22 protein-coding genes and 1 tRNA gene are annotated in these 24,557 nt (G+C 65.1%); 18 read left to right on the forward strand and 5 right to left on the reverse strand.

Annotation, left to right across the window (positions count from 1 at the left end; translation table 11 throughout):
- Positions 1-34 precede the first annotated feature (34 nt).
- On the forward strand, positions 35-886 hold the full coding sequence (locus LRC39_RS10330) for an SDR family oxidoreductase (protein WP_346297174.1): 852 nt from the start codon (positions 35-37) through the stop codon (positions 884-886).
- A gap of 62 nt (positions 887-948) precedes the next feature.
- Here LRC39_RS10330 and LRC39_RS10335 read toward each other — a convergent pair whose 3' ends face one another.
- On the reverse strand, positions 949-1,401 hold the full coding sequence (locus LRC39_RS10335) for a winged helix-turn-helix transcriptional regulator (RefSeq protein WP_430624941.1): 453 nt from the start codon (positions 1,399-1,401) through the stop codon (positions 949-951).
- A gap of 100 nt (positions 1,402-1,501) precedes the next feature.
- On the opposite strand from LRC39_RS10335, the gene LRC39_RS10340 reads away from it, so the two are divergent.
- Positions 1,502-2,770 carry an MFS transporter gene (locus tag LRC39_RS10340; RefSeq protein ID WP_346297176.1) on the forward strand — a complete coding sequence of 423 codons (1,269 nt, stop codon included), beginning with the start codon at positions 1,502-1,504 and terminating at the stop codon, positions 2,768-2,770.
- An 86-nt stretch (positions 2,771-2,856) separates the two neighbouring features.
- On the opposite strand, the gene LRC39_RS10345 is transcribed toward LRC39_RS10340, so the two are convergent.
- Both LRC39_RS10345 and LRC39_RS10350 read right to left on the reverse strand, forming a co-directional pair.
- Positions 2,857-4,398 carry an ABC transporter permease/substrate-binding protein gene (locus tag LRC39_RS10345; protein WP_346297177.1) on the reverse strand — a complete coding sequence of 514 codons (1,542 nt, stop codon included), beginning with the start codon at positions 4,396-4,398 and terminating at the stop codon, positions 2,857-2,859.
- Positions 4,395-5,189 (reverse strand): ATP-binding cassette domain-containing protein, encoded by a 795-nt coding sequence (locus LRC39_RS10350; protein WP_346297178.1) that lies wholly within the window; start codon positions 5,187-5,189, stop codon positions 4,395-4,397. Before LRC39_RS10350 ends, LRC39_RS10345 begins: the two co-directional genes overlap by 4 nt.
- Before the next feature lie 110 nt (positions 5,190-5,299).
- Here LRC39_RS10350 and LRC39_RS10355 point away from each other — a divergent pair, with 110 nt between their 5' ends.
- The 4 genes from LRC39_RS10355 to LRC39_RS10370 all read left to right on the forward strand — a co-directional run bounded on the left by LRC39_RS10355 (position 5,300) and on the right by LRC39_RS10370 (position 8,923).
- Positions 5,300-6,097, forward strand: coding sequence for an ABC transporter ATP-binding protein (locus LRC39_RS10355; RefSeq protein WP_346297496.1), 798 nt, complete (start codon positions 5,300-5,302; stop codon positions 6,095-6,097).
- 226 nt (positions 6,098-6,323) lie between these two features.
- Positions 6,324-7,118 (forward strand): ABC transporter permease, encoded by a 795-nt coding sequence (locus LRC39_RS10360; RefSeq protein WP_263991397.1) that lies wholly within the window; start codon positions 6,324-6,326, stop codon positions 7,116-7,118.
- A gap of 58 nt (positions 7,119-7,176) precedes the next feature.
- Positions 7,177-8,199 (forward strand): ABC transporter substrate-binding protein, encoded by a 1,023-nt coding sequence (locus LRC39_RS10365; protein WP_346297179.1) that lies wholly within the window; start codon positions 7,177-7,179, stop codon positions 8,197-8,199.
- 7 nt (positions 8,200-8,206) lie between these two features.
- Positions 8,207-8,923 carry an NUDIX hydrolase gene (locus LRC39_RS10370; protein ID WP_263991399.1) on the forward strand — a complete coding sequence of 239 codons (717 nt, stop codon included), beginning with the start codon at positions 8,207-8,209 and terminating at the stop codon, positions 8,921-8,923.
- Between the two features lie 56 nt (positions 8,924-8,979).
- Here the strand turns inward: LRC39_RS10370 and bioB are convergent, their stop codons facing one another.
- Positions 8,980-9,990, reverse strand: a complete 1,011-nt coding sequence (gene bioB / locus LRC39_RS10375) for a biotin synthase BioB (RefSeq protein WP_107343993.1) — start codon at positions 9,988-9,990, stop codon at positions 8,980-8,982.
- A 269-nt stretch (positions 9,991-10,259) separates the two neighbouring features.
- Between bioB and LRC39_RS10380 the strand changes: the two genes are divergently transcribed.
- From LRC39_RS10380 to LRC39_RS10410, 7 genes are all read left to right on the forward strand, one after another.
- Entirely contained in the window at positions 10,260-10,409 is a 150-nt protein-coding gene (locus LRC39_RS10380; RefSeq protein WP_159059326.1) for a hypothetical protein, read from the forward strand.
- Between the two features lie 96 nt (positions 10,410-10,505).
- Complete coding sequence (locus LRC39_RS10385) at positions 10,506-12,080, forward strand: 2-isopropylmalate synthase (protein ID WP_346297180.1); 1,575 nt, start codon at positions 10,506-10,508, stop codon at positions 12,078-12,080.
- Positions 12,081-12,303: 223 nt separating this feature from the next.
- Positions 12,304-13,308: a TRAP transporter substrate-binding protein gene (locus LRC39_RS10390; RefSeq protein WP_107343995.1), complete on the forward strand. Its 1,005-nt coding sequence runs from the start codon at positions 12,304-12,306 to the stop codon at positions 13,306-13,308.
- A 138-nt stretch (positions 13,309-13,446) separates the two neighbouring features.
- On the forward strand, positions 13,447-14,031 hold the full coding sequence (locus LRC39_RS10395) for a TRAP transporter small permease (protein ID WP_107355206.1): 585 nt from the start codon (positions 13,447-13,449) through the stop codon (positions 14,029-14,031).
- Positions 14,028-15,353, forward strand: a complete 1,326-nt coding sequence (locus LRC39_RS10400) for a TRAP transporter large permease (protein ID WP_107343997.1) — start codon at positions 14,028-14,030, stop codon at positions 15,351-15,353. The genes LRC39_RS10395 and LRC39_RS10400 overlap by 4 nt, the downstream gene beginning before the upstream one ends.
- Positions 15,354-15,485: 132 nt before the next feature.
- The gene (locus LRC39_RS10405; RefSeq protein ID WP_346297181.1) at positions 15,486-16,085 is read left to right on the forward strand and encodes a Spy/CpxP family protein refolding chaperone; all 600 of its coding nucleotides are present in this window, start codon (positions 15,486-15,488) and stop codon (positions 16,083-16,085) included.
- 343 nt (positions 16,086-16,428) lie between these two features.
- Positions 16,429-16,504: transfer RNA gene (locus LRC39_RS10410), tRNA-Lys, on the forward strand.
- A gap of 432 nt (positions 16,505-16,936) precedes the next feature.
- Here LRC39_RS10410 and LRC39_RS10415 read toward each other — a convergent pair.
- Positions 16,937-17,431 carry a MarR family winged helix-turn-helix transcriptional regulator gene (locus LRC39_RS10415; protein ID WP_346297182.1) on the reverse strand — a complete coding sequence of 165 codons (495 nt, stop codon included), beginning with the start codon at positions 17,429-17,431 and terminating at the stop codon, positions 16,937-16,939.
- Positions 17,432-17,595: 164 nt separating this feature from the next.
- Here LRC39_RS10415 and LRC39_RS10420 point away from each other — a divergent pair, with 164 nt between their 5' ends.
- The 5 genes from LRC39_RS10420 (at position 17,596) to LRC39_RS10440 (ending at position 24,502) form a co-directional block, all read left to right on the forward strand.
- Entirely contained in the window at positions 17,596-18,873 is a 1,278-nt protein-coding gene (locus tag LRC39_RS10420) for an amidohydrolase/deacetylase family metallohydrolase (RefSeq protein WP_346297183.1), read from the forward strand.
- 94 nt (positions 18,874-18,967) lie between these two features.
- Positions 18,968-21,259 (forward strand): xanthine dehydrogenase family protein molybdopterin-binding subunit, encoded by a 2,292-nt coding sequence (locus tag LRC39_RS10425; RefSeq protein WP_346297497.1) that lies wholly within the window; start codon positions 18,968-18,970, stop codon positions 21,257-21,259.
- The gene (locus tag LRC39_RS10430; protein WP_346297184.1) at positions 21,256-22,086 is read left to right on the forward strand and encodes an FAD binding domain-containing protein; all 831 of its coding nucleotides are present in this window, start codon (positions 21,256-21,258) and stop codon (positions 22,084-22,086) included. The genes LRC39_RS10425 and LRC39_RS10430 overlap by 4 nt, the downstream gene beginning before the upstream one ends.
- Positions 22,083-23,270, forward strand: coding sequence for a xanthine dehydrogenase family Fe-S subunit (locus LRC39_RS10435; protein WP_346297185.1), 1,188 nt, complete (start codon positions 22,083-22,085; stop codon positions 23,268-23,270). Before LRC39_RS10430 ends, LRC39_RS10435 begins: the two co-directional genes overlap by 4 nt.
- 77 nt (positions 23,271-23,347) lie before the next feature.
- A complete protein-coding gene (locus LRC39_RS10440; protein ID WP_430624932.1) occupies positions 23,348-24,502 on the forward strand; it encodes an ABC transporter substrate-binding protein in 1,155 nt (384 codons plus the stop codon).
- Positions 24,503-24,557 lie beyond the last annotated feature (55 nt).

Here is a 24,557-nt window from a genome sequence, read left to right on the forward strand (position 1 = left end):
TGGTAGGATGCCCGGCGTTCGAACGGAGCAAGCCATGAAGTCTATCGTCATCACCGGCGTGTCCACCGGGATCGGTCATGCCATTGCGCGGATGCTGCTGGACAAGGGATTCCGGGTATTCGGTAGCGTGCGGAAGCACAGCGATGCCGAGCGGCTGATTGTCGAATTGGGATCCGGCTTCACGCCGCTGGTGTTCGACGTTACGGATGAAGCCGCGGTCCGGGCCGCGGCGGACGAGGTGCGCGCGGCGCTCGACGGCGAGACACTTGCCGGGCTCGTCAACAATGCCGGCATCGCGGTGGCTGGTCCTGTGCTCGATTTGCCGGCCGATGAATTCCGCCGCCAGTTCGAGGTCAATGTGATCGGGCCGATTCTCGCGACCCAGGCGTTCGGGCCGCTGCTCGGCACCGACCGGTCGCTGCGCGGCGCGCCGGGGCGGGTCGTGATGATGTCGTCGATCGCCGCCAAGTTCGGCAATCCGCTGATGGCTGCGTACTCCGCTTCCAAACACGCGCTGAACGGCCTGTCGGACGGGCTGCGGCGCGAGCTGATGCTGTTCGGCATCGACGTGGTGGTGATCATGCCGGGCGCGGTGAAAACGCCAATCTGGGGCAAGGCCGAGCGGGAGGACGTGTCGCGGTTTGCGAACTCACCGTTCTATCCGGCGCTGCAGAAGCTGCGCGCGCTGCTGCCTGAGATGGACGAAAGCGGTTTGCCGCCGGAGACGATCGCCCAGCGCGTCTATGACGCGCTGACCGCGCCGTCACCCAAGGCGCACGACGTCATCACCCCGGGTCCGCTGCAATTTTGGCTGTCGACCAAACTGCCGCCCCGCTGGATCGACAAGATTGTTGCGAAACGGCTGGGACTGAAGCCGAAGACGTAGCGCCGCACCAGCGTCGTAGATCGGTCGGATATCACATGCGCTGGCGCACTGTTGGGCCGGCTTCATTTGTAGGCGACCTTCAGCACCTCGGTATCGCGCCAAGTCAAACGCCGACCGTTCTTCCCGAGTAGCTCCAGCCTTGGGACAGGTGCGCGCGTCTCACGGTCGATCATGGAGGACCGCGGTTCATTGGCCGTGTAGAGATGCTCCTCGCCCCATTGACGTAGCGCGACGATGACGAGGAACAGGCTGCTTCCCTTCTTTGTCAGCACATATTCTTTGTAGGCGGTGCCGTCCGAAGCCGGCGCGGTTTTTAGAATGCCGCGTTCGGTCAGGTCGCGGAGCCGCATGGCCAGCATGCCTTTGGCGATGCCGAGGCTGCTCTGAAACTCGCCGAAGCGCCGCACCCCATCGAAGGCGTCGCGAATTATCAGCAGGGACCACCAGTCGCCAATCACATCGAGCGCCCGGGCAACTGGGCATCCGTCATTCCAATGGCTGACACGTTTGGCCACGTCGTCGTTCTCCACCATCAAACTGGTCTTAAAATAGAACTAGAATTCGTTCGGAGCAAGTAGTCTCATGTCGAGACCAAAATCGACGGAGCGGTTGCCGATGCAGGAGACGTGTGATGCCGGACAGCGGTCCCGGCCGGTGGGCGGACTATCGCGGACGACCACGCTGATCTTTGCAGTTGCCGCCGGCCTCAGGGTCGCCAACATCTACTTCGCCCAGCCGCTGCTCGATCCGATCGCGAAGGACTTCGGAATTCCCGCCGCCGCGATCGGCCTCGTCGTTACACTGACGCAGATAGGCTACGGGCTGGGGCTGATCTTCATCGTCCCGCTCGGAGATATCGTCGATCGCCGTCGCCTCGTTGTCGGCCAGGGCCTTTTGTCGGTCGTCGCGTTGCTCGCCGTCGCGACCGCAACGACCGAAGCCGTTCTGTTCGCCAGCCTGGCGGTGATGGGGATGCTCGCCGTCGCTGTCCAGGTGCTGGTCGCCTTCGCGGCGGCGCTGGCCGCACCGGCCGAGCGTGGCAAGGTGGTCGGCAGCGTCACCGGCGGCGTCGTCATCGGCATTTTGGCCGCGCGGGTCGTTGCCGGTGGGCTGGCGGATCTTGGCGGTTGGCGAGCCGTTTACGTCACCTCGGCTGCTCTCACGGCGGTGATGGTCGGGCTACTCACGCTGGTTCTCCCACGCAAGATTTTGCCGGCCAGCACTGACGGCTATGCCGAGACATTGCGATCCATCCCCGCCTTGTTTCTGCGGGACCGGGTGTTGCTTGTCCGCGGTGTTTTGGCGCTCTTGATCTTCGCGACGTTCAGCGCCTTCTGGACCGCGATCGTGTTGCCGTTGAGCGCCGCGCCATTCAACTATTCGAGCACGCAGATCGGATTGTTGAGCGTCGTCGGGCTGGCCGGAGCAACCGCGGCAATGGGCGCCGGGCGTCTCGCCGATCGCGGCTTCGCGCAGTGGACGACCGGATCGGCGCTTTCGCTGTTATTGCTGTCATGGGCGATGATCGCGTGCCTGCCGTCATCGATCCCGCTTCTGCTCGTCGGCGTCATTGTCCTCGACCTCGCGGTGCAGGCCGTTCACGTCACCAATCAAAGTGTAATTTTTGCGCGCCATCCAGAAGCGCGCAGCCGTCTTGTCGGCGGCTATATGGTGTTTTACTCGGCGGGGAGTGCGATCGGAGCGATTGCTGCAACGACGGCCTATGCCAGTGCGGGCTGGGATGGCGTTTGCTGGCTGGGGGCAGCCTTCAGCACGGCCGCCTTGCTGACCTGGGCCACCACGCGCCACGTCGGTAGCGGCGACGCTTCCGAACGGGTTTGCCCTCGCACTGTCGAACGCTCCTGTTGCAGACTCAATGGCTGATCATAATTCGAAGGAGATCGGAGTTGGTGCTGCCGAAGGCGAGGTGGCTCGTCGAGCACGGGGCAAAACGCTCCTTACGTCGAGACCTACTTCACGCGCTCCCACAATGCACGCGCCACCACGTGCGGTGTGCTGCCTGATCCCGCCTGCAGGTTAGCGGCGCGCATCGCTTCGATATCGATACGATCGAGCAGGGGCTGCAGGGCGGTGTGTAGTTTAGTGTCGTTTGCGCGCTTCGGCGCCAGCAACAGCACCGCGTCGTAGGGGGGGATCGCCTGTTTCGGATCGTCGAGCACGACGAGGTCGTACTTCGCGATCAGCCCGTCCGAGGTATAGCCGGCGATGAGATCGACGTCGCCGGAGGCGACGGCGGCGTACATGAAATCCGCCTGCATCTGCCGTTCGGTCTTGAAAGCGAGCCCGTAGGCGCTGCGCAGGTTGGCCCATTCCGGCCGCGAGAAGAACTCGTAGTCGCCGGCGATCGTCATCGACGGCGCGCGGGCGGCGAGGTCGGCGATCGAACGGATCTTCATCGCCTCGGCTTTGGCGCGCGGCATCACCAGCGCATAGGCATTGGCGAAGCCGAGTTCGCCGAGCAGGGTGACGCCGTCTTTGGCGAGATCCTGTTTCAGGTCGGCCAGCACCTGATCGCGCGCGGCGATGCCGGGGTGCTTGAACTGATTGGCCCACAGCGTGCCGGAGTAGTCCACATAGGCGTCGATGTCGCCGCTTCTGAGCGCGTCGTAAATCACGCTGGAGCCCAGCCCGGCGCGCGTCGTCGCGGCCAAGCCGCTGGCTTCCAGGCGCTGCTGCAGCAACGCGGCGAGCACGTATTGCTCGGTGAAGGTCTTGGCGCCGATCACGTAGGGGCTGCGCCCCGCGGCGGCCGGCAGCAATGTCACGATCACGATCGCGGCGATGCCTGCTGACCCCAGTCCGATCCGCCAGCGGCTGCCGCGCCGCAGCCCTGTTTCCACCAAAGCCAGCAACTGATCGACCGTGAGCGCCAGCACGGCGGCGGCGGCGCAGCCGAACAGTACCAGAATCCAATTCTGAGTCTGCAGGCCGGCGAAGATGTAGTTGCCGAGACTGGTCTGGCCGATCGGCGTCGACAGCGTCGCAGTGCCGATCACCCACACCGCGGCGGTGCGGATTCCAGCCATGATCACCGGCAGCGCCAGCGGCAGTTCGACCGTGGTCAGTGCCTGACGCTCGGTCATCCCGACGCCCTGGGCCGCTTCGATCAGCGCCGGGTCGACACCATCGAGCCCGGTGATGGTGTTGCGTAGCACCGGCAGCATCGAATACAGCGCCAGCGCAAGCACCGCCGGGAGGAAGCCGAAGGCGGAGAAGCCGACGCCGAACGCGCTCATCGACAATGCCGCGAGTGCCAGCAGCAGCGGATAGAACAGCGCCAGCAGCGCAAGGCCAGGGACGGTCTGCACCACGCCGGCAACCCCGAGCAGGGCGCCGCGGAGCACCGGCCGATGCCGGGCGAAGATTGCCAGCGGCAGGCTGATGATCAGCCCGAGCGCGAGGGCCGCGAGGCTGACGCGAACATGGGCGCCGAGATAGTCGGGTAGATTGCTGAGCGCGTCATGCCAGCGCGGGTCGGCGAACAGGCTCATGCCGCGCCGTCCTGCGGCAGCAACACGCCGAGCCGCTGCGCCTGCCGACGTGGCGTCTGCAAGAGTTCGGCGACGTAGGCATCTCGGCTAGCCGCAAGTTCGGTTGCGCTGCCGAGCGCAAGCAGCCGTCCGCGATGCATCACCGCGATCCGGTCTGCGAGTAGCAACGCTTCGGTAATGTCATGGGTGATCAGCACGGTGGTGAGCTTCAGCCGGTCGTGCAGCGCGCGAAAATCGTCACCGAGCGCATCGCGGGTCAGCGGATCGAGAGCGCCGAACGGCTCGTCCATCAGCACGATCTCCGGCTTGGCGGCGAGCGCGCGGGCGACGCCGACGCGTTGGCGCTGGCCGCCGGAGAGTTCGTGCGGGAGGCGGTCCCGATGCTGGGCGGGATCGAGCCGCACCAGCTGGAGCAGTTCATCGACACGGGCAGTAATTTCGGTCTTCGACCAGTTCAGCAGCTTCGGCGTGATCCCGATATTGCGTGCAACGGTGAGGTGGGGGAACAGCCCGCCATTCTGGAACACCATGCCGATGCCGCGGCGGAGCGCGATCGGATCGGCGGTTTGGATATCGCGGCCGTCGATTGCAATCGCGCCGGCATCCGCGTCGATCAGGCGATTGGTCAGCCGCAGCAGCGTGGTTTTGCCGGAGCCCGAGCCGCCGACGATGGCGAGCAATTCGCCGCGCTGCACCGCAAGCGACACGTCGTCGATCGCTTTGATCCGGCCGCCGCCGAAACTCTTGGTGATCCGGTCATAGGCGATCATCGGCGAAGCTGAGCTCGTCATGGTCGCAGCATGGCCGCCCGAGGCGGCAGGGCGCAAGCCAGACTTGCATGTCGGCGCGCGGCGTTGAATGGTCGCGGCGAGCAGGCAAGCGGGGAGACGGCGTGAATCAGATGGACAATGCGGCGGTGGCGCTGCAGGACGCCACGGTGGCGTTCCGCCTCGCCGATGCGCGGACCTATACGGCAGTGGAGCATGCGACGCTGACGGTGGCCGATGGTGAGTTCGTTGCCATCGTCGGGCCGACCGGCTGCGGCAAGTCGACGTTGCTCAATGTGGCGGCCGGGCTGCTGCGTCCCGCCGCCGGCGCGGTGCGGATCTTCGGGGCGCCGCTCGACGGCCTCAACCCGCAGGCCGGCTATCTGTTTCAGGCCGATGCGCTGTTTCCGTGGAAGACGGCAATCGACAATGTTGCGATCGGGCTGGAAATCGCCGGCACGCCGCGCAGCGAAGCGCTGAACCGCGCCCAGGGCTGGCTGGAGACGGTCGGGCTCGGCGCGTTCGCGCAGCGCTATCCGCACATGCTGTCCGGCGGCCAGCGCAAGCGCGTCGGCCTCGCCCAGGTGTTGATCCGCGATCCCAAGATCCTGCTGATGGACGAGCCGTTCGACCCGCTCGATGCTCAGACCCGGCAGATCATGGGCAATCTGCTGCTGCAGCTGTGGAGCGCGCACAAGAAGGCGGTGCTGTTCGTCACTCACGATTTGGAAGAGGCGATCGCGCTCGCCGACCGGGTGGTGATCATGTCGGCCGGGCCGTCGTCGCGCATCGTCGGCGATTGGCGCATCGAACTGCCGCGCCCGCGCGACATCTTCGAAATCCGCCTGACCCACGACTTCCACACGCTGCATCGTGAGATCTGGGCCGTGCTGCGCGAGCAGGTGATGAAGGCATATGGGCAGGTGGCGTGATGCATTTGACTTTGGCCGCTGACTTGCCCCGAGCACAGCGCGCGCCCTCTCCCGCTTGCGGGGGAGGGTTGGGGTGGGGGCGCCGCGCGGACGGCGCCTCGGTCCGGCGAAGCTCCAAGGATAGTCTTCCGCCGTGGACCCCCACCCTCGACCCCTCCCCGCAAGGGGGAGGGGAGAAGAGGGCGCTTCGCTTCGGTGCTACATGGTCGCTTGGAGGGGCTGCGGCATGTCTCGCGTAAAGCTCCTCGCCCTGCAGTTCCTCGTCGCCATCGTCGCGTTGGCGGTGTGGCAGATCTTCACCACGGTGCCGATCGCCGGCAAGCTGCTGCTGCCGCCGTTCTTCTTCTCGACACCGGTCGACGTCGCCAAGCAGGTGATCGCCTGGTTTGCCTCCGGCGTGATCTGGAAGCATTTGTGGATCACGCTGCAGGAGTCGCTGCTCGCCTTCGTGATCGGCTCGCTCGCCGGCGTGCTGGTCGGCTTTTGGTTCGCCCGGCAGCCGCGGGTGGCGGCGGTGTTCGATCCCTATGTGAAGATGGTCAACGCACTGCCGCGCGTGGTGCTGGCGCCGATCTTCACGCTGTGGCTGGGGCTGGGGATCTGGTCGAAGGTCGCGCTCGGCGTGACGCTTGTGTTCTTCGTGGTGTTCTTCAACGTCTATCAGGGCGTCAAGGAGACCAGCGCGACGCTGGTCGATAACGCCCGGATGCTCGGCATGAGCGAGCGGCAGATGATGCGCCACGTGTTCTGGCCGTCGGCGCTGTCCTGGATGTTCTCATCGCTGCATACGGCGATCGGCTTTGCGGTGGTCGGTGCAGTCGTGGGCGAGTATCTCGGCGCCGCCGCCGGGCTCGGCTACCTGATCCAGCAGGCGGAAGGCACTTTCGATGTCGCCGGCGTGTTTGCCGGGATGTTCGTGCTGTCGGTGTTCGTGATCCTGATCGACCTCGCGGTCAGTCTGGTCGAACGGCGCCTCTTGGTGTGGCGGCCGCAGCCGAGCGGCGCCCAGCAGGCGGACTAGAGCAGGGCGCGGCTTTGGCTTATTGTCCTTGCCGCTTCGTCTGGGGAGAACCAACGCCATGAAGGCCGGCTTTCGACACTTCGCTGCGGCGCTCGCCGCGATCCTGCTCACCGCCGGCGCCGCTCAGGCGCAGAGCAAGGTGACGATCGCGATCGGCGGCGGCGCTTGCCTGTGCTATCTGCCGACCGTGCTGGCCAAGCAGCTCGGCGAGTACGACAAGGCCGGCCTCAACGTCGAACTGGTCGACCTCAAGGGCGGCTCGGATGCGCTCAAAGCCGTGCTCGGCGGCAGCGCCGACGTCGTCTCCGGCTATTTCGACCACACCGTCAACCTCGCCGCGAAGAAGCAGGAGATGCAGAGCTTCGTGGTGTACGACCGCTATCCCGGTCTGGTGCTGGCGGTGTCTCCGGCCCACACCGCGGAGATCAAGTCGATCAAGGATCTCGCCGGCAAGAAGGTCGGCGTCAGCGCCCCAGGCTCGTCGACGGATTTCTTCCTGAAGTATCAGCTGAAGAAGAACGGCATCGATCCGAACAACGTCTCGGTGGTCGGTGTCGGCCTCGGCGCCACCGCGGTGGCGGCGATGCAGCAGGGCCAGATCGACGCCGCGGTGATGCTCGATCCGGCGGTGACGATCCTGCAGGCCGCGCATGCCGACCTCCGCATCCTCAGCGACACCCGCACCGAGCACGACACCCGCGAGGTGTTCGGCGGCGACTATCCGGGCGGCGCGCTATACGCCACGACGGCCTGGATCAAGACCCATCCGAACGAGGCGCTTGCCTTGACCAAGGCGATCCTCGGCACGCTGAGCTGGATCCACGCGCATTCGGCCGAGGAGATCGCCGATAAGATGCCGGCCAACATCGTCGGCAAGGACAAGGCGCAGTACGTCGCGGCGCTGAAGAACACGATCCCGATGTACTCGACCACCGGGCTGATGGACCCGAAGGGAGCGGACGCCGTGCTGGCGGTGTTCAGCGTTGGTTCGCCGGACGTGGCGAAGGCCAATATCGACGTCACCAAGACTTACACCAACGCCTTCGTCGAACAGGCGAAGGCGGCCGGCCCCGCAAAATAACGCTGCAATGAGCTCATCGCCGCCCGTTACGATCCACCGCGTCGGCCAGCTCGACCTCTGGGTCAGCGACTACGCGTGGCCTTTCGCCCAGGCGCGCCGCGCCGACATCGATGCGCATTTCACACAGCGGCAGGCCGCTCAACCGGAGCTGTGGAACGGTCGCGTGCTGCTGGCGCGACGGCCGCAATTTGATGGCCCGTATTTCAGTGCAGAGTATTTTGAGGTCGACTACGCCAGCTTTCTGTCCTGGCGGGATTGGGAGTTTCCAGACCCCTCCGTGTTCAACGGCTTTGGCATGGGTGTGCTCCGCGCCAGCGACGGCGCGATCCTGCTCGGCGAGATGGGTGCCCACACTGCTAATGCCGGCCGGGTGTACTTTCCCGGCGGCACGCCGGATCCTTCCGACGTCCGCAACCGCCGGCTCGAGATGGCCTCCAGCGTGGCGCGCGAGGTCAAGGAAGAGACCGGGCTGACGCGGTTCGATTACCACGCCGCCGATCACTGGCACTGCGTCGAGGCCGGCGCGTTCGTGGCGATGCTGCGGATTCTGGATGTGGATCAGCCGGGCGAGGCGCTGAAGGCCCGGGTCGAAAAGCACCTGGCAAAAGAGGAACTGCCGGAGTTCAGCCGGATGTACCTGGTGCGCTCGAAGGACGATTTTCTGCCCTCGATGCCGCGCTTCGTCACCGCCTTCCTGACGATGCTGCTGCGCGGCGAGGACTAATGACTTTCCCAACCGTCATGGCCGGGACCGGCCACGACGGTCTCTTGGTTCCCGTCTCAGCTATGCGCGTGGACGCCGAGGTCGTCGCGCGGGGTAATACCGAGGCGGTTGAACAGCGCGCGGTCCTTGCTGTCGCCCGGGTTCGGGGTGGTCAGCAGGGTGTCACCGATGAAGATCGAGTTGGCGCCGGCGAGGAAGCACAGCGCCTGCATCTCGTCGCTCATCGCGGTGCGGCCGGCGGCGAGGCGGACATCCGACTTCGGCATCATGATGCGCGCCAGCGCGATGGTGCGGACGAATTCGAACGGATCGACCGGCGTCGCGGTCTGGGCGATCGGGGTGCCCTCGATCGGGATCAGCATGTTGATCGGAACGCTCTCCGGATGCTGCGGCAGGTTGGCCAGCGTGCGGAGCATCTCGACACGGTCGGTCGGCTTCTCGCCGAGGCCCAAGATGCCGCCGCAGCACACCTTGATGCCGGCGTCCTGCACCTTCTCCAGCGTGTCGAGGCGGTCGCCGAAGCTGCGGGTCTTCACCACCGAGGCGTAAAACTCTTCCGAGGTGTCGATGTTGTGGTTGTAGTAGTCGAGGCCGGCGTCGGCGAGCTGCTTGGCCTGATCGTCGGTCAGCATGCCGAGCGTCATGCAGGCTTCCATGCCGAGCGCCTTGACGCCCTTCACCATCTCGATCACCGGCGCCATGTCGCGCTCCTTCGGCGAACGCCATGCTGCGCCCATGCAATAGCGGGTCGCGCCGGCGTCGCGGGCCGCCTTGGCGGCCTCGATCACCTTGGCCGGCTCCATCAGCTTGGAGGCGGGCAGGGCGGTGTCGTGGTGGGCGGACTGGCTACAATAGCCGCAATCCTCGGCGCAGCCGCCGGTCTTGACGTTGAGCAGTTGATTGCACTGAACCTGGTTCGGATCGAACGTCTGGCGGTGTATCGTCTGCGCCCGGAACATCAGGTCGGCGAACGGCGCATGATAGATCGCCGCGGCTTCCTCGCGGGTCCAGTCGTGGCGGATGGTGGGGCTGGCGGCGGCAAGCGTGGAATGGGCGATCGAGTTCAACGTCGGTGCTCCGGTCGGGGTCGTTCGGCTGGTGCACAGCCATAAGCGGTTTCGGCGGGTGAAGAAACCCACGGCGACGCATCGCCAGCCCGACCATGGTTTAGGTCAGGGTTTCTGACGCTTTATCAGGGCTTTTGCCCACGATTTGGCGTTGCGAAACAGTGGCGAGGTCGTTTACAAGACTATCCGTTCGGTCCGTCGGACTCTTGTGTCAACCTAACGCTCTTTTAGCGGTTGTCGCCGACGATAGGACCCTGAAGGTGTCGGGAATGACGATTGGCAGCGGCAGCATTGGAATGGAAGGAACGGCGATCACCGCCGCGTCCGCGATTCCGGCTGTGCTGATTCCGACCGCCGCCGCTTTCGAAGCGCTCGAGACCCTCGCGCTTGGCGGGCTGCTGCTTCTTAGCCGCCCCTGAGGGCCGTCTGGGCAGTTTTGCCTGGGCACTCAGGGGATCGCACGACAGTCAGCCCCTCATGCGCCCGCGCGGCGCCCCGACCAAAGGACATTTTTCATGACCACCGCCACCCAGTCCGAACAGGACCGCGTCATCATTTTCGACACCACCTTGCGCGACGGCGAGCAGTGCCCCGGCGCCACCATGACGTTCGAGGAGAAGCTGAACGTCGCCCGGATGCTCGACGACATGGGCGTCGACGTGATCGAGGCCGGCTACCCGTTCGCCTCCGATGGTGACTTCGAGGCGGTGCATGAGATCGCCAAGCGCTCGAAGAACTCGGTGATCTGCGGCTTGTCGCGTGCGGCCCATAAGGACATCGACCGCTGCGCCGAGGCGATCAAGCCGGCCGAGCGCGGCCGTATTCACACCTTCCTGTCCACCTCGCCGGTGCACATGAAGTACAAGCTGCAGATGGACGCGGCGCAGGTGTACGAGATGGTGATCTCGTCGGTGACCCGCGCCCGCAACCACACCGACGACGTCGAGTGGTCGGCGGAAGACGCCACCCGCACCGAGTTCGACTTCCTGTGCCGCTGCATCGAGGCGGCGATCAAGGCCGGCGCCACCACCATCAACTTGCCTGACACCGTCGGCTACGCGGTGCCTGAGGAATATCGCGAACTGTTCCGCAAGGTGCGCGAGACGGTGCCGAATTCCGACAAGGCGCGGTTCTCGGTCCACTGCCATAACGACCTCGGCATGGCGGTCGCCAATTCGATGGCCGGCGTCGCCGGCGGCGCACGCCAGATCGAATGCACCATCAACGGCATCGGCGAGCGCGCCGGTAATGCCGCCTTGGAAGAGGTGGTGATGGCGATGCGGGTGCGGCAGGACAAGTTGCCGTACTGGAACCGGATCGAGTCGACGATGCTGACTCACGCCTCCAAGACGGTGTCGGCCGCGACCTCGTTCCCGGTGCAGTACAACAAGGCGATCGTCGGCCGGAACGCGTTCGCGCACGAGAGCGGCATCCATCAGGATGGCATGATCAAGAACGCCCAGACCTACGAGATCATGACGCCCGAAACGGTGGGCGTGAAGGGCACCTCGCTGGTGATGGGCAAGCACTCCGGCCGCGCCGGCTTGATCCACAAGCTGGAAGAGCTGGGCTACAAGCTGTCGCGCAACCAGATCGAGGACGTGTTCGTTCGGTTCAAGGCTTTGGCCGACCGCAAGAAGGACGTCTACGACGAGGACATCGAGGCCTTGGTCGACGAGCAGCTGCTGCACGGCCAGGACCAGATCAAGCTGATGTCGTTGACGGTGATCGCCGGCACCCATGGTCCGCAGCGCGCCACCATGAAGCTGGACGTCGACGGCCAGATCCGGATCGAAGAAGCCGAAGGCAACGGCCCGGTGGACGCGGTGTTCAACTGCATCAAGGCGCTGGTGCCGCACGATGCCAAGTTGGAACTGTATCAGGTGCATGCCGTCACCGAGGGCACCGATGCGCAGGCGGAAGTGTCGGTCCGGCTGAGCCATGAAGGCCGCTCGATGACCGCGCGCGCAGCCGATCCCGACACCTTGGTGGCCTCAGCGAAGGCTTACCTGGGCGCGCTCAACAAGATCGTCGCCAAGCGTCAGCGCAGCGTGCGTGAAGACGCGCCGACGGTGGCGGTCGCCGGCTGATGCGTGAATAAGTCGCACAACCGCGGCTGACAGCTACAACTTCTGGAACGGTTCGAAAGGGCGATGCCGCTGTGCATCGCCCTTTTTCCGCGTTGCAGCAGTTGTTGACGGCGACCCTGCGAAGGGGCAATAGCCTTTCGTAGTGCTTCTCTGTATTGGTGCGGCTGGTAATCGAACGGGGCGGGGACGCGGGTGCGTTCCTCATAAGGAATCGGGAGAAAACATGCGGAAATCCATTCTAGCACTCGCATCGATCGCCGTGCTCGGGCTTGTCGGCCCGGCCGCCGCGCAGTCGCCGATCGTCATCAAGTTCAGCCATGTGGTGGCGCCCAACACGCCGAAGGGCATGGCCGCCGATAAGTTCAAAGAGCTCGCCGAGAAGTACACCGACGGCAAGGTCAAGGTCGAAGTCTATCCGAACTCGCAGCTGTTCAAGGACAAGGAAGAGCTCGACGCGCTGAAGCTCGGCGCTGTGCAGATGCTCGCGCCCTCGATCTCCAAGTTCGGCCCGGCCGGCGTCAAGGAATTCGAAGTCTTCGATCTGCCCTACATCCTGCCGGACATCGCCGCGCTGCGGAAGGTGACCAACGGTCCGGTCGGCGCCAAGCTGTTCAAGCTGCTCGATTCCAAGGGCATCACCGGTCTCGCTTACTGGGACAACGGCTTCAAGATCATGAGCGCGAACAAGAAGCTGATCGCGCCGGAAGACTACAAGGGCCTGAAGTTCCGGATTCAGTCGTCGAAGGTGCTGGACGCTCAGTTCCGCGCGCTCGGCGCGATCCCGCAGGTGCTGGCGTTCTCCGAAGTGTATCAGGCGCTGCAGACCGGCGTCGTCGACGGCCAGGAGAACACGCCGTCGAACATGTACACCCAGAAGATGCACGAAGTGCAGAAGTACACCACCGTCACCAACCACGGCTACATCGGTTACGCGGTGATCGTGAACAAGCAGTTCTGGGACGGCATCCCGGCCGACGTTCGCGCGCAGCTCGACAAGGCGATGAAGGAAGCCACCGAGTTCGGCAACAGCCAGTCGCAGAAGGAAAACGAGGAAGCCCTCGAGGAGATGAAGAAGTCGGGTAAGACCGAGATCATCACCCTGACGCCGGAGCAGAACCTCGCGATGCGCAAGGCGATGGCGCCGGTGTACGACGACGTCGGCGGCCGCGTCGGCAAGGCTCTGATCGAAGAGTTCATCAAGGAAAGCGGCGGCGGCCCGACCAAGTAACATTTGCGAACGGGCGCCCGCGTTTCGACGCGGGCGCCCTCTGCTTTTGCCGGACCGCAGGGGCTGCGGCACTGGAATCAAGCGACGGCCGTCTTCTCGTCCTCACCGCAGCGACCGGCCGATCCACAGGGGGAATCTATGGTCCTGCGCATCCTGGACAGGCTCGAGGAAATTCTGATCGCCACGATGATCGGCGGCGCCACGCTGCTGATCTTCATCGCGGTGATGCACCGCTATCTGGTCGGCATCCCATTCCTCTATCCGATCCTGTTTCCGATCGACCTGTCGTGGGCGCAGGAGCTGTGCATCTACATGTTCGTGTGGATGGCGAAATTCGGCGCCGCCTATGGCGTGCGCACCGGCATTCATGTCGGCGTCGACGTGCTGGTCAACGTGATGCGTCCGAACCTGCGCAAGGTGACCATCCTGTTCGGTCTGTTCTGCGGCGCGTTCTTCACCTTCATCATCGGCTCGATGGGCGCCAAGTTCGTCTACGGCCTGATCGACACCAACCAGACCTCGCCGGATCTCGAGATCCCGAGCTGGATCGTTTATCTCTGCATTCCGCTCGGTTCCTATCTGATGTGCTTCCGCTTCCTCCAGGTCGCCTACCACTTCTGGCGTCATGATCATCTGCCGCATCACGACCACGGTCAGGTCGAGGGGATCGACGAGCCGCATATGCCCGGGTCCGCGGCCGCAGCGGCGGAGGCGGTGCGATGAACACCGCAATCATCTTCGGGCTGCTGATCGCCCTGATGCTGACCGGCATGCCGATTTCGATCGCACTCGGTCTCACCGTGCTGTCGTTCGTCGTGCTGATGACCAACGTGCCGATGGAAGCGGTGTCGTTGAAGCTGTTCACCGGCATCGAGAACTTCGAGATCATGGCGATCCCGTTCTTCATCCTGGCCGGCAACTTCCTGACTCACGGCGGCGTCGCCCGCCGCATGATCAACTTCGCCACCACGATGGTCGGGCATTGGTACGGGGGCCTCGGTTTGGCGGGCGTGATGGCCTGTGCACTGTTCGCGGCCGTCTCCGGTTCCTCGCCCGCAACGGTGATCGCGATCGGCTCGATCATGCTGCCGGCGATGGTGAAGCAGGGCTTCCCGAAGCGGTTCGGCGCCGGCGTCATCACCACCTCGGGTGCGCTCGGCATCCTGATCCCGCCGTCGATCGTGATGGTGGTGTATGCGGTGGCGACCGGCGGCTCGATCGCGCTCGATCCGGACGGCAATCGCGTGTCGTCGGCCTCGGTCGGCCAGCTGTTCATGGCCGGCGTTATTCCCGGCATCATGCTGGCCTCGCTGCTCGGCCTCACGACCTTCTACCGCGCCTGGAAGCACGACTATCCGCGGCTGCCGAAGGCGAGCTGGGCCGAGCGGTTCGACGCGTTCCGCAAGTGCGTTTGGGGCCTCCTGCTGATCGTGATCGTGCTCGGCGGCATCTATGCGGGCATGTTCACCCCGACCGAAGCGGCGGCGATCAGCGCGGTGTACGCCTTCATCATCGCAGTGTTCGTCTATCGCGACATGCGCCTGCGCGACGTGCCGCGGGTGCTGCTCGGCTCGGCCAACATGAGCGCGATGATCCTCTACATCATCACCAACGCTGTGCTGTTCTCGTTCCTGATGGCCAACGAAAACATCCCGCAGCAGATCGCGACCTGGATGTCGACCGCGGGCGTGAACTGGGTCTGGTTCCTGTTGGTGGTGAACATCCTGCTGCTGCTCGCCGGCAACGTGATGGAAGCGACCTCGATCGTGCTGATCATGGCGCCGATCCTGTTCCCGGTGGCGGTCAAGCTCGGCATTCATCCGGTCCATCTCGGTATCCTGATGGTGGTGAACATGGAGGTCGGCATGTGCCACCCGCCGGTGGGCCTCAATCTCTACGTCGCCTCCGGCATCGCCAAAATGGGGATCACCGAACTGACGGTGGCGGTGATGCCGTGGCTGCTCACGATGCTGGCGTTCCTGGCGGTGGTCACTTACGTGCCCGAGATCTCGCTGTGGCTGCCGCGTATGCTCGGCATGTTGTAGTTGGTGTCCGTTCGTTTCGGTCTGCTAACAGCACATTACATCTTGGTAAGACGGCCTCGTCTGTCCAATCGTTAAGTTGAAGCCGTCGGGCAGGGCGCTCATCTTCATGGCTACCTTTTGAAGGAGGTTGCCATGAAGAAGGTTCTGCTCGCCGGCGTCGCCGCGCTGGTGTTCGCCGGTTCGACGGCGGCTTACGCCGAGCATCGCGGCTGGTTCGATCATGGCCGGCACGCATTCAGCGCTCAGGATCGCAGCGCGTTCGCCGACGCCAAGATCGCGGCCGTGAAGGCCGGGCTGCAGCTCACCCCTGATCAGGAGAAGCTGTGGCCGCCGGTCGAGGCCGCGGTGAAGGATCTGGTCAAGCTGCGGATCGACCGCGCCCAGGCGCGGATGAAGGTCCGTGACGACGACCGCGAGCCGCGTGATGCTGATCCGGTGGCACGGCTGCGCGACCGCGCCGATTCGATGGCCGCGACCGCGGCTGCGATGAAGAAGATCGCCGACGCCGCCGACCCGCTCTACAAATCGCTCGACGATAGCCAGAAGCGCCGCCTGCGGGTGCTGACCCGGATGGAGGGCGGCGGTTTCGGCTGGCGCCATCATCACGGCTTTATGCACCGCGATCGGGACGGCGACGACGATCGCGGCCCGCGCTGGGAGCGCGGCGGCCGCGGCCCGATGATGGACCGCCACGGCCCTATGGACGATGGCGACGGCCCGAGCCGGCTTTGACAAAGACTTCGACAAGGACGTGCGGCGGCCGCACAAGCCGCCGGAGTCTCTTCCGGACTCGCCTTTGATCGCCTCGGACAGCCGTCATGCGTCCTCGGAAGAGCGCGAGCCGGTCGTTTGGCAGGTTCTGGCGCGGCGCGCATCGGATTGTGGGAGAACGGGAGGCTTCGGCAGGAGCGCATGGCCGTCTTGGCCCGCTTCAATGCCGCTGAAATTGCAGCCGTTTTCACGCCCCGAAGTTTCTCGTCACAGAACTGAAAAAAGTCGCCCGCATTGCTGGACATCCCCGGTGGGCTTTGCTAAACGACGCCGTCCCCGCAAGGGACCCAGCCGAAACGGCTGCGGGCGCATAGCTCAGTTGGTAGAGCAGCTGACTCTTAATCAGCGGGTCCTAGGTTCGAGCCCTAGTGCGCCCACCACTTCAACCTCCTCATATGTTGAATGGTGTCTAAACACGACCGACGTGCAGATGCACGACAGCTTTGTGTTTCCTGACCAAACCTATGCAGGCGCTCGAGCGCCTTGGCTTGATCTCCGTACGTCGCAATTCGCGCTGGTCCTCTGTTAGCAGCGCGTACGATTGATCCTCCCTAGACTCAGCCGATTGGTGTCGTGGAAGCGGCCACATCGTCTGTCTTTGGTACGCAAACAAACGATCGCGACTCTCGTTCGCCAAAGCTCATCACATTGCAGATCAAATTCCTGCCAGGTGCGGCGAGCAGCAAGCTGCTCGACGTGGCGCGATCCGCAAATTAGTTCCGTTCCAGAAGGTGCGCGCCTCTCGATCTCAGCGTTGATTTGAGACCAATGATCAACGTGTGAGCCTCTTGCGAGTAAGGGACCAGCAGTGGTCATTCGAGCGAGGGCGCTTCGGTGTCCTGGTTGGCGTTCTGCGCGACGATGCGCTGCATCATTGCGACGAACTGAGTTCGCTCCCGTGCCGACAGGCCTTGCAGCGTCGCTTCATGGGCGGAGCGGGCAGCGCCTTCGATCTTAGCCAGAAGATAAGCGCCGGCTTTGGTGAGGCGGCACAAGCGGGCGCGGCGGTCTTCGGTGTTGACCGGCCGCTCGACTAGGTGGCGCGCTTCGAGGCGTTTGAGCGCGCCGGTGGTCGTGGTGCGGTCGAGCGCAATGTCAGCCGCGAGCGTTGTTTGATCGGCAGTTTTGCGGGCCGCGAGCGCAGACAGCAGGCTGTATTGCAGTGGTGTGACTTCAAATTCAGCACATGCCTGTTGAAACAGCGCCACATGGATCTGGTGCAAGCGCCGGATCAGAAAGCCGGGGCGCTCGGCCAAGGGCCAAGGTTCGTGCGTCGCCTCGACCGCTCGGAAATGCTTCTGCCGCAAGCGTTTCTCTCCATCTCTGCAAGCTGAACGACCGGCGCCGCACAGCGAAAATCAGTAACGCGATTCTCTACGTCCTTGGTCTCTTAGACTTTGGCATAAGCCTTGCTAGATGCAAATGCGAAGCATGCTTCGTAATTTTGGTCAGGTTCGTGGAGAGCAGTTCGATGTCGGTGAGTGCCAGCTTTGATCTTCTGTTGCGCGGCGGGCGCGTGATCTGCCCGGCGTCCGGCATCGATGGCGTGATGGATGTCGCGGTGAGGGGCGGCAAGATCGCCGCCGTGCAGAAGGACATTCTGCCGTCGAGCGCCAAGGAGGTGGTGGACGTCGCCGGTCAGCTGGTGCTGCCTGGGCTGATCGATACGCACGCGCACATCTATCAGTATGTGTCCGGCCGCTTCGGGATGAATCCGGACATGGTTGGCGTGCGGTCGGGCGTCACGGCGCTGATCGATCAGGGCGGTCCGTCCTGCATGACGCTGCCGGGCTTCCGCCACTTCATCGCCGAGCCGGCGAAGTCGCGGGTCTATGCGTTCCTGTCGGCGTATCTGGTCGGCGGCCTGGAAGGTCATTACTACCCGCAGCTGTATAGCCCGGACGGTGTCGACATCGACGCCACCGTGAAGGCGGCGCGCGCCAATCCGGACATCGTGCGCGGCATCAAGGCCCATGCGGAAATTGGCGGCTTCGCGCGCTGGGGCATTCGCGTGATCGAGATGGCGGCGGAGATCGGCCGCCGCGCCGAGCTGCCGGTGTATGTGCATTTCGGTCAGCTTTGGGGGTTGCCGGAGAGCGGCGCCAATGGCGAGGACGCCGATACGATCCTGACGCGCGTCATTCCGCTGCTGAAGGAAGGCGACGTGCTGGCGCATCCGTTCACGCGCCACCCCGGCGGCTTCATCAATCGCGAAGGCGTGGTCCATCCTGTGATCCAGGCGGCGCTCGATCGCGGCCTGAAGGTCGATGTCGGCCACGGCAGCCACTTCTCTTATCGGCTCGCCAAGAAGGCGATCGCGGCCGGCATCGTGCCGACCACGCTCGGCGCCGACATCCACGGCTACAACACCCATGTGCCGGCGCCGGCTGGCACGCCCGATCAGCACGAGGACGAGGAGAACCATCCGTTCGCCGGGCAGGCCAAGTTCAGCCTGGTGCAGGCGATGAGTTCGATGATGGCGCTCGGCCTATCGCTCGAACAGGTGGTGCCGATGGTCACCGCCAATCCGGCCAAGATGATCAATCGAGCTGATGAGATCGGCGCGCTGAAGGTCGGCATGGCGGCGGACGTGTCGGTGCTGACGCAGCGCGCCGGCCGCTTCGTGCTGCGTGACAACGAGAACACCGAAGTGATCGCCGACAGCCTGTTGCAGCCGGCGTTCTGCTTGCGCGCCGGCGTCCGCTACGACGCCGACGCCGCGATCCTGCCCGAAGCCGTTGCAGCCTGAGGAGGGATCGGCGGTGCACGGACGGATCGATCAGCGTCAGGGCAGCGGGCAGGGCGTTGGCGCACGCCTGCCGCGCAAGGAGGATGACCGCCTGATGCGCGGTCGGGGGCAGTACGTGGCCGACATCCGCCTCGCCGGGATGCAGGACGTCGCCTTCGTGCGCAGTCCGCTGGCCCATGCGCGGATCTGCGGCATTCACGTGCCGGAAGCGTATCGCGACCGCGTGTTCACCGCCGAGGATCTCGTCGGCGTCAATCCGATCCGTGCGGTCTCGGGTCTGCCGGGATTCAAGATCTCCGAACAGCCGGTGCTGGCGACCGACAAGGTCCGGCAGGTCGGCGAACTGATCGCGATGTGTGTCGCGCCAACGCGTGCTGAAGCCGAGGATATCGCCGCCGCCGTGGTGCTCGATCTCGAAGAGCTGCCGGCGGTGCACGACATGCTGCAGGCGCGCGCACCCGGTGCGCCGCTGGTACACGAGCATTGGGGCGATAACGTCTTCCTCGAAACCAGTTTCGAGGTCGATATATCGGCGGCGCTCGACGCGCCCATCAAGGTGTCGCGCGAGATCACCACGGCGCGGCAGTGCATGGCGCCGCTGGAAGGCCGCGGAGTGGTCGCCAGCTTCGATCACCGGCTCGATCAGCTCGTCGTCACGACCTCGGCGCAGATGCCGCATATCAACCGCAACGGCCTTGCCGAATGCCTCGGCATGGACCAGGGCCGCATCCGCGTAATCTCGCCGGATGTCGGTGGCGGGTTCGGGCACAAGGGCATCCTGCTGCCCGAGGAAGTCTGCCTGTCGTGGTTGACGATGCGGCTCGGCCATCCGGTGCGCTGGATCGAGGACCGTCGCGAACACCTTACCGCCAGCGCCAATTGCCGTGAGCATCACTACAAGATCACGCTCTATGCCGATCGCGACGGCAGACTGCGCGGGATCGATTGCGAGGCGACGGTCGATTCCGGCGCATACTCGTCCTATCCGTTCTCCGCCTGCCTCGAGGCCGCGCAGGTCGCCAGCATTCTGCCCGGCCCATACGTGATGCCGGCCTATCGCTGCCGCACCTTTTCGGTCGCCACCAACAAATGCCCGATCCTGCCGTATCGCGGCGTAGCACGCACCGGCGTGTGCTTCGCGCTGGAACTGATGCTCGATCTGGTCGCGGCCGAGGCCGGGCTGGAGCCGAGCGAAGTGCGGATGCGCAATCTGGTGCAGCCCGAGCAGATGCCGTTCGACAACATCACCAACAAGCATTTCGACAGCGGCGACTATCCGGAGGCGATGCGGCGGGCACTTGAGGCCATCGATGTCGAGGCCCTGCGGGCGCGGCAGCGCCGCGGCGAGCCGGACGGCCGCCGCATCGGGCTCGGCGTGTCGATCTATTGCGAGCAGGCTGCGCACGGCACGTCGGTGTATTCCGGCTGGGGCATCCCGATGGTGCCGGGCCATGAGCAGGCGACGGCGCGGCTGACCCCGGACGGCGGGCTCGAACTTCGTGTCGGCGTGCATTCGCACGGCCAGAGCATGGAAACTACGCTGGCGCAGGTCGCCCACGAGATGCTCGGCATCGATGTCGGCAACGTGCGGATCATCCTCGGCGATACGGCAATGACGCCGTATTCGACCGGCACATGGGGCTCGCGCTGCGCCGTGATGGCTGGCGGCGCAGTGGCGACCGCCTGCGGCGATCTCGGCGACCGGATCAAGCGCATCGGCGCCAAGCTGCTGCAGCAGGATTTGGCTGACGTCGAACTGCGCGGCGGCGAGGTCCGCGGCCCGAACGGCAGCGTGACAATGCGCGAGATCGCCCACACCTGGTATCGCCGCCCGCAGGATCTGCCGAAGGATGTCGATCCCGGCGGCCTCGACGTCACCTCCGGCTACAAGCCGCAGCGCGATAGCGGCACCTTCAGCTACGCCGCGCATGCAGCTGTCGTCGCCGTCGATCCCGATCTCGGCGCGGTCGAAATCCTCGACTACGTGATCGTCGAAGACGGCGGCGTGCTGATCAATCCGATGGTGGTGGACGGCCAGATTTTTGGCGGTCTCGCCCAGGGCATTGGTACTGCGCTTTACGAAGAAATGCCGTTCGACGGGGCGGGGCAGCCGTTGGCGACGACGTTTGCGGACTATCTGTTGCCGGGACCGACCGAAGTGCCGGCGCCACGGCTCGATCACATGGAGACGCCGGCGCCGTATACGCGGTTCGGCGTCAAGGGGATCGGCGAGGGTGGTGCGATCGCGCCGCCGGCTGCGATCGCCAACGCAGTCAACGATGCGCTGCGGCCCTATGGCGTTGAGCTGATGCGCTCGCCGATCACGCCGCATCGTGTGGTCGAAGCGGTGATCGCGGCGCAGGAAACGGGGAGGGCGGCCGCATGAAGCCCGCGCCGTTCGATTACGCGCGCCCGCGCGATCTGCCTTCTGCGCTTGCGCTACTCGGCAGCAACGCGGGCGCCAAGGTGATGGCCGGTGGCCAGTCGCTGGGACCGATGCTGAATCTGCGGCTGGCGCAGCCCGAGCAGATCGTCGACATCACCGCGATCGACGAGCTGAAGCAGGCCGAGATCAACGGCGACGAGCTGGTGCTCGGAGCCTGCATCACTCACGCCGATATCGAAGACGGCCGGGTGCCGGATGTGACCGGCGGAGCAATGCGCGGCGTTGCCGCCAATATCGCCTATCGCGCGGTGCGCAACCGCGGCACGCTGGGCGGCTCGCTGAGCCATGCCGATCCGTCCGCCGACTGGGTCTCGGTGCTGATCGCACTCGGCGCGCGACTGACGCTCCGCAGTCCCGCCGGGACGCGGCAGGTCGCGCTGTCCGACTTCATCGTCGGCGCGCTGCAGAGCTGTTTGCAGCCCGGCGAGCTGGTCGCCGCGATCCACATCCCGAAGCGGCCGGCAACGGCGCAATGGGGCTACGTCAAGACCTGCCGCAAGACCGGCGAATTCGCGCATGGCCAGTGCGCATTGCTGATCGATCCTGATGCCGGGAGCGCGCGGATCGTCATCGGCGCACTCGATGCCGCGCCGATCTTGGTCGCGGAGCCTGCGGAGCTGTTCGGTGGCCGCATCGACGCCGACTACAAGAACCGGTTCGATTCCCGCGTTGCCGACCGGTTGCTGAGTGACGCCGGCGTCACCGACGCGGTGCATCGCCACATTCATCTCACCGTGGTGAAACGCGCCCTGCAGGAGGCCGCATGAGCACGCTGGCCCTGACGATCAACCGCCGCGCCGTCGATCTGCGCCCTGAGCCGCGCACAAGCTTGGCCGATGTCGTGCGCGATCATCTCGATCTCACCGGCACGCATCTCGGCTGCGAGCACGGCGTGTGCGGCGCCTGCACCGTGCTGATCGACGGCGTTCCGGCGAGGTCGTGCATCACCTTCGCAGCCGCTTGCGAGGGCGCTTCCGTCACCACCATCGAAGGGCTCGACGACGACGAGATCGCCACCGAGCTGCGCGCCGCGTTCACGCGTGAACATGCTCTGCAATGCGGCTACTGCACGCCCGGCATGCTGGTGTCGGCGCGCGATCTGGTGCTGCGTCTGCCGGAGGCGGACGAGCAGGCCATCCGCATCGGCATGAGCGGCAACCTCTGCCGTTGCACCGGCTACGTCGGCATCGTCCGCGCGGTGATGTCGGTGATTGCAGCCCGCCGTGCGCGCGGCATTCAGCCCGTCGTCGGTGGTGGCCGTACGACACTGGGGCCGGCCGGATCGGGACATGGCACGGCCAAAGACGATCTCGAGGTGGCATCGACGTTTGCGGCGGCGAGCGTCACGGCGTCTCTGGCGACTGCTGCGATTGCGGACTTCACGCCGGCCGCCACGATCGAGCAGGCGTTCGAGGTGCAGCATGCGCCCGCGAACGTCGCTGCGCTGTTCGCAGATGTCGCCGCGGTCGCTGCCTGCCTGCCCGGCGTCGCTCTGACCAACGCCGCCGATCCCAATCGCATCGAAGGCGAGATCCGCGTGCAGGTCGGGCCGATCGCGGCGCAGTTCGCGGGCGTCGCCCGGATCGAGCGCGCCGACGACGGCCTGTCAGGCCGGATCATCGGCGCCGGCAATGATCGCCGCAGCCGGTCATCAACCCAGGGTGAAATCCGCTACCGGCTGACGCCGCGGGATGAGGGACGCGCGACGCGGGTCGACCTCATCATTGGCTACACGCTCACCGGTCTGCTGGCGCAGGTCGGACGCAGCGGCCTGGTGCGCGATCTCGCCCGACGTCTGGTCGATCAGTTCGCAGCCAATCTCGAACGCAAGCTGTCCGGTGAGACGGTCGGTCCTGCTCAAGCTGCTCAACATCTCAACGGGCTGGCGCTGCTGCTCGGCCTGATAAGGGCGCGGCTGCCGCGCTGGCTGGGAGGGACGTCTCGCCATTAGCGGCGGGCGAAGTCGACGTGCGACGGACGCCGGGGGCGGCGTCCGGTGAAACAACAAACGATCACGGAGAAACGAGGATGATGCGAACCCTGCGGACTGCTTCTCTCATCGCGGCGGCCACTGCGCTCCTGATGGGCACGGCCTCGGCCGAGACGATCAAGATCGGCGTCAACGAACCGCTGACCGGTGCCTTCGCGGCGTCGGGCACCTACGTCGTCAACGGCGCCAAGATCGCCGCCGACGAGATCAACGCCAAGGGCGGCGTGCTCGGCAAGCAGATCGAACTGGTGATCGAGGACAACAAGAGCAACCCGACCGAAGCGGCGGCGGTTGCCGAGAAGCTGATCACCCGCGACAAGACGCCGGTGATGATGGGCGCCTGGGGCTCCAGCCTGACGCTGGCGGTGATGCCCAAGCTGATCGAATACGAAGTGCCGATGGTGGTCGAGACCTCGTCGTCCGGCAAGATCACCACCACGGGTAATCCCTACATCTTCCGCATTTCGCCGCCGTCGGCGATCGAGGCCGCCGCGTTCGCCAAGATCATCGACAAGCTCGGCCTGAAGAAGGTCGACTTCCTGGTCATCAACAACGATTGGGGCCGCGGCGCCGCCGAGGACTTCGGCAAGATGATGAAGGAGAAGGGCATCGGCGTCGGCCTGGTCGAGACCATGGACCAGGGCGCGCAGGACATGAGCGCACAGCTCTCCAAGCTGAAGGGCTCGGACTCTGAGACGATCATCGTCACCGCGGCGGTCGATCAGCTGACGCTGCTGTTCAAGCAGGCGGCCGCGCTCGGCCTGAAGAAGCGGATTATCACCACCGGCGGTTCGCAGAACCCCGACCAGATCATCGCCCAGGCCGGTGCCGCCGCCAACGGCACGATGCATCTGACGACCTTCCTTCCGTGGTTCCCGGACAAGACGCCGAACCCGGAAGCGACCACGTATTTCGTCTCCGAATGGAAGAAGCGCGGCTTCGACTTCGCGGGCTGCACCGAGAGCTTCCGCGGCTATGACGGCATCCGCACCGCGGCGGCCGCAATCGAGAAGGCCGGCAAGGCCGAGCCGGCCGCAATCAAGGCTGCGCTGTGGGACATCAAGCTGAAGGGCCTGAACGGCGACATCGTGTTCCAGAAGTCCGGCCCCGCCGGCAAGGAGAGCGGCCAGAGCCAGCCCAACGTGTACCTGATCGAGATCGCCGACGGCAAAGTCGGGATGAAGGATCTCTGATCGCGCGACACGACCACCGGCGAGGCGCGACCCGCGCCTCGTCCTTCCCCGGCAG

The sequence above is a fragment of the Rhodopseudomonas sp. P1 genome (assembly GCF_039642825.1).
Lineage (GTDB): Bacteria > Pseudomonadota > Alphaproteobacteria > Rhizobiales > Xanthobacteraceae > Rhodopseudomonas > Rhodopseudomonas palustris_H.

Bases quoted from the DNA above. Each gene is read 5' to 3' on its own strand.
- LRC39_RS10330 (WP_346297174.1), top strand. From the start codon at position 35: ATGAAGTCTATCGTCATCACCGGCGTGTCCACCGGGATCGGTCATGCC.
- LRC39_RS10340 (WP_346297176.1), top strand. From the start codon at position 1,502: ATGCAGGAGACGTGTGATGCCGGACAGCGGTCCCGGCCGGTGGGCGGA.
- LRC39_RS10345 (WP_346297177.1), bottom strand. From the start codon at position 4,398: ATGAGCCTGTTCGCCGACCCGCGCTGGCATGACGCGCTCAGCAATCTA.
- LRC39_RS10350 (WP_346297178.1), bottom strand. From the start codon at position 5,189: ATGACGAGCTCAGCTTCGCCGATGATCGCCTATGACCGGATCACCAAG.
- LRC39_RS10355 (WP_346297496.1), top strand. From the start codon at position 5,300: ATGGACAATGCGGCGGTGGCGCTGCAGGACGCCACGGTGGCGTTCCGC.
- LRC39_RS10360 (WP_263991397.1), top strand. From the start codon at position 6,324: ATGTCTCGCGTAAAGCTCCTCGCCCTGCAGTTCCTCGTCGCCATCGTC.
- LRC39_RS10365 (WP_346297179.1), top strand. From the start codon at position 7,177: ATGAAGGCCGGCTTTCGACACTTCGCTGCGGCGCTCGCCGCGATCCTG.
- LRC39_RS10370 (WP_263991399.1), top strand. From the start codon at position 8,207: ATGAGCTCATCGCCGCCCGTTACGATCCACCGCGTCGGCCAGCTCGAC.
- LRC39_RS10380 (WP_159059326.1), top strand. From the start codon at position 10,260: ATGACGATTGGCAGCGGCAGCATTGGAATGGAAGGAACGGCGATCACC.
- LRC39_RS10385 (WP_346297180.1), top strand. From the start codon at position 10,506: ATGACCACCGCCACCCAGTCCGAACAGGACCGCGTCATCATTTTCGAC.
- LRC39_RS10390 (WP_107343995.1), top strand. From the start codon at position 12,304: ATGCGGAAATCCATTCTAGCACTCGCATCGATCGCCGTGCTCGGGCTT.
- LRC39_RS10395 (WP_107355206.1), top strand. From the start codon at position 13,447: ATGGTCCTGCGCATCCTGGACAGGCTCGAGGAAATTCTGATCGCCACG.
- LRC39_RS10400 (WP_107343997.1), top strand. From the start codon at position 14,028: ATGAACACCGCAATCATCTTCGGGCTGCTGATCGCCCTGATGCTGACC.
- LRC39_RS10405 (WP_346297181.1), top strand. From the start codon at position 15,486: ATGAAGAAGGTTCTGCTCGCCGGCGTCGCCGCGCTGGTGTTCGCCGGT.
- LRC39_RS10420 (WP_346297183.1), top strand. From the start codon at position 17,596: ATGTCGGTGAGTGCCAGCTTTGATCTTCTGTTGCGCGGCGGGCGCGTG.
- LRC39_RS10425 (WP_346297497.1), top strand. From the start codon at position 18,968: ATGCGCGGTCGGGGGCAGTACGTGGCCGACATCCGCCTCGCCGGGATG.
- LRC39_RS10430 (WP_346297184.1), top strand. From the start codon at position 21,256: ATGAAGCCCGCGCCGTTCGATTACGCGCGCCCGCGCGATCTGCCTTCT.
- LRC39_RS10435 (WP_346297185.1), top strand. From the start codon at position 22,083: ATGAGCACGCTGGCCCTGACGATCAACCGCCGCGCCGTCGATCTGCGC.
- LRC39_RS10440 (WP_430624932.1), top strand. From the start codon at position 23,348: ATGATGCGAACCCTGCGGACTGCTTCTCTCATCGCGGCGGCCACTGCG.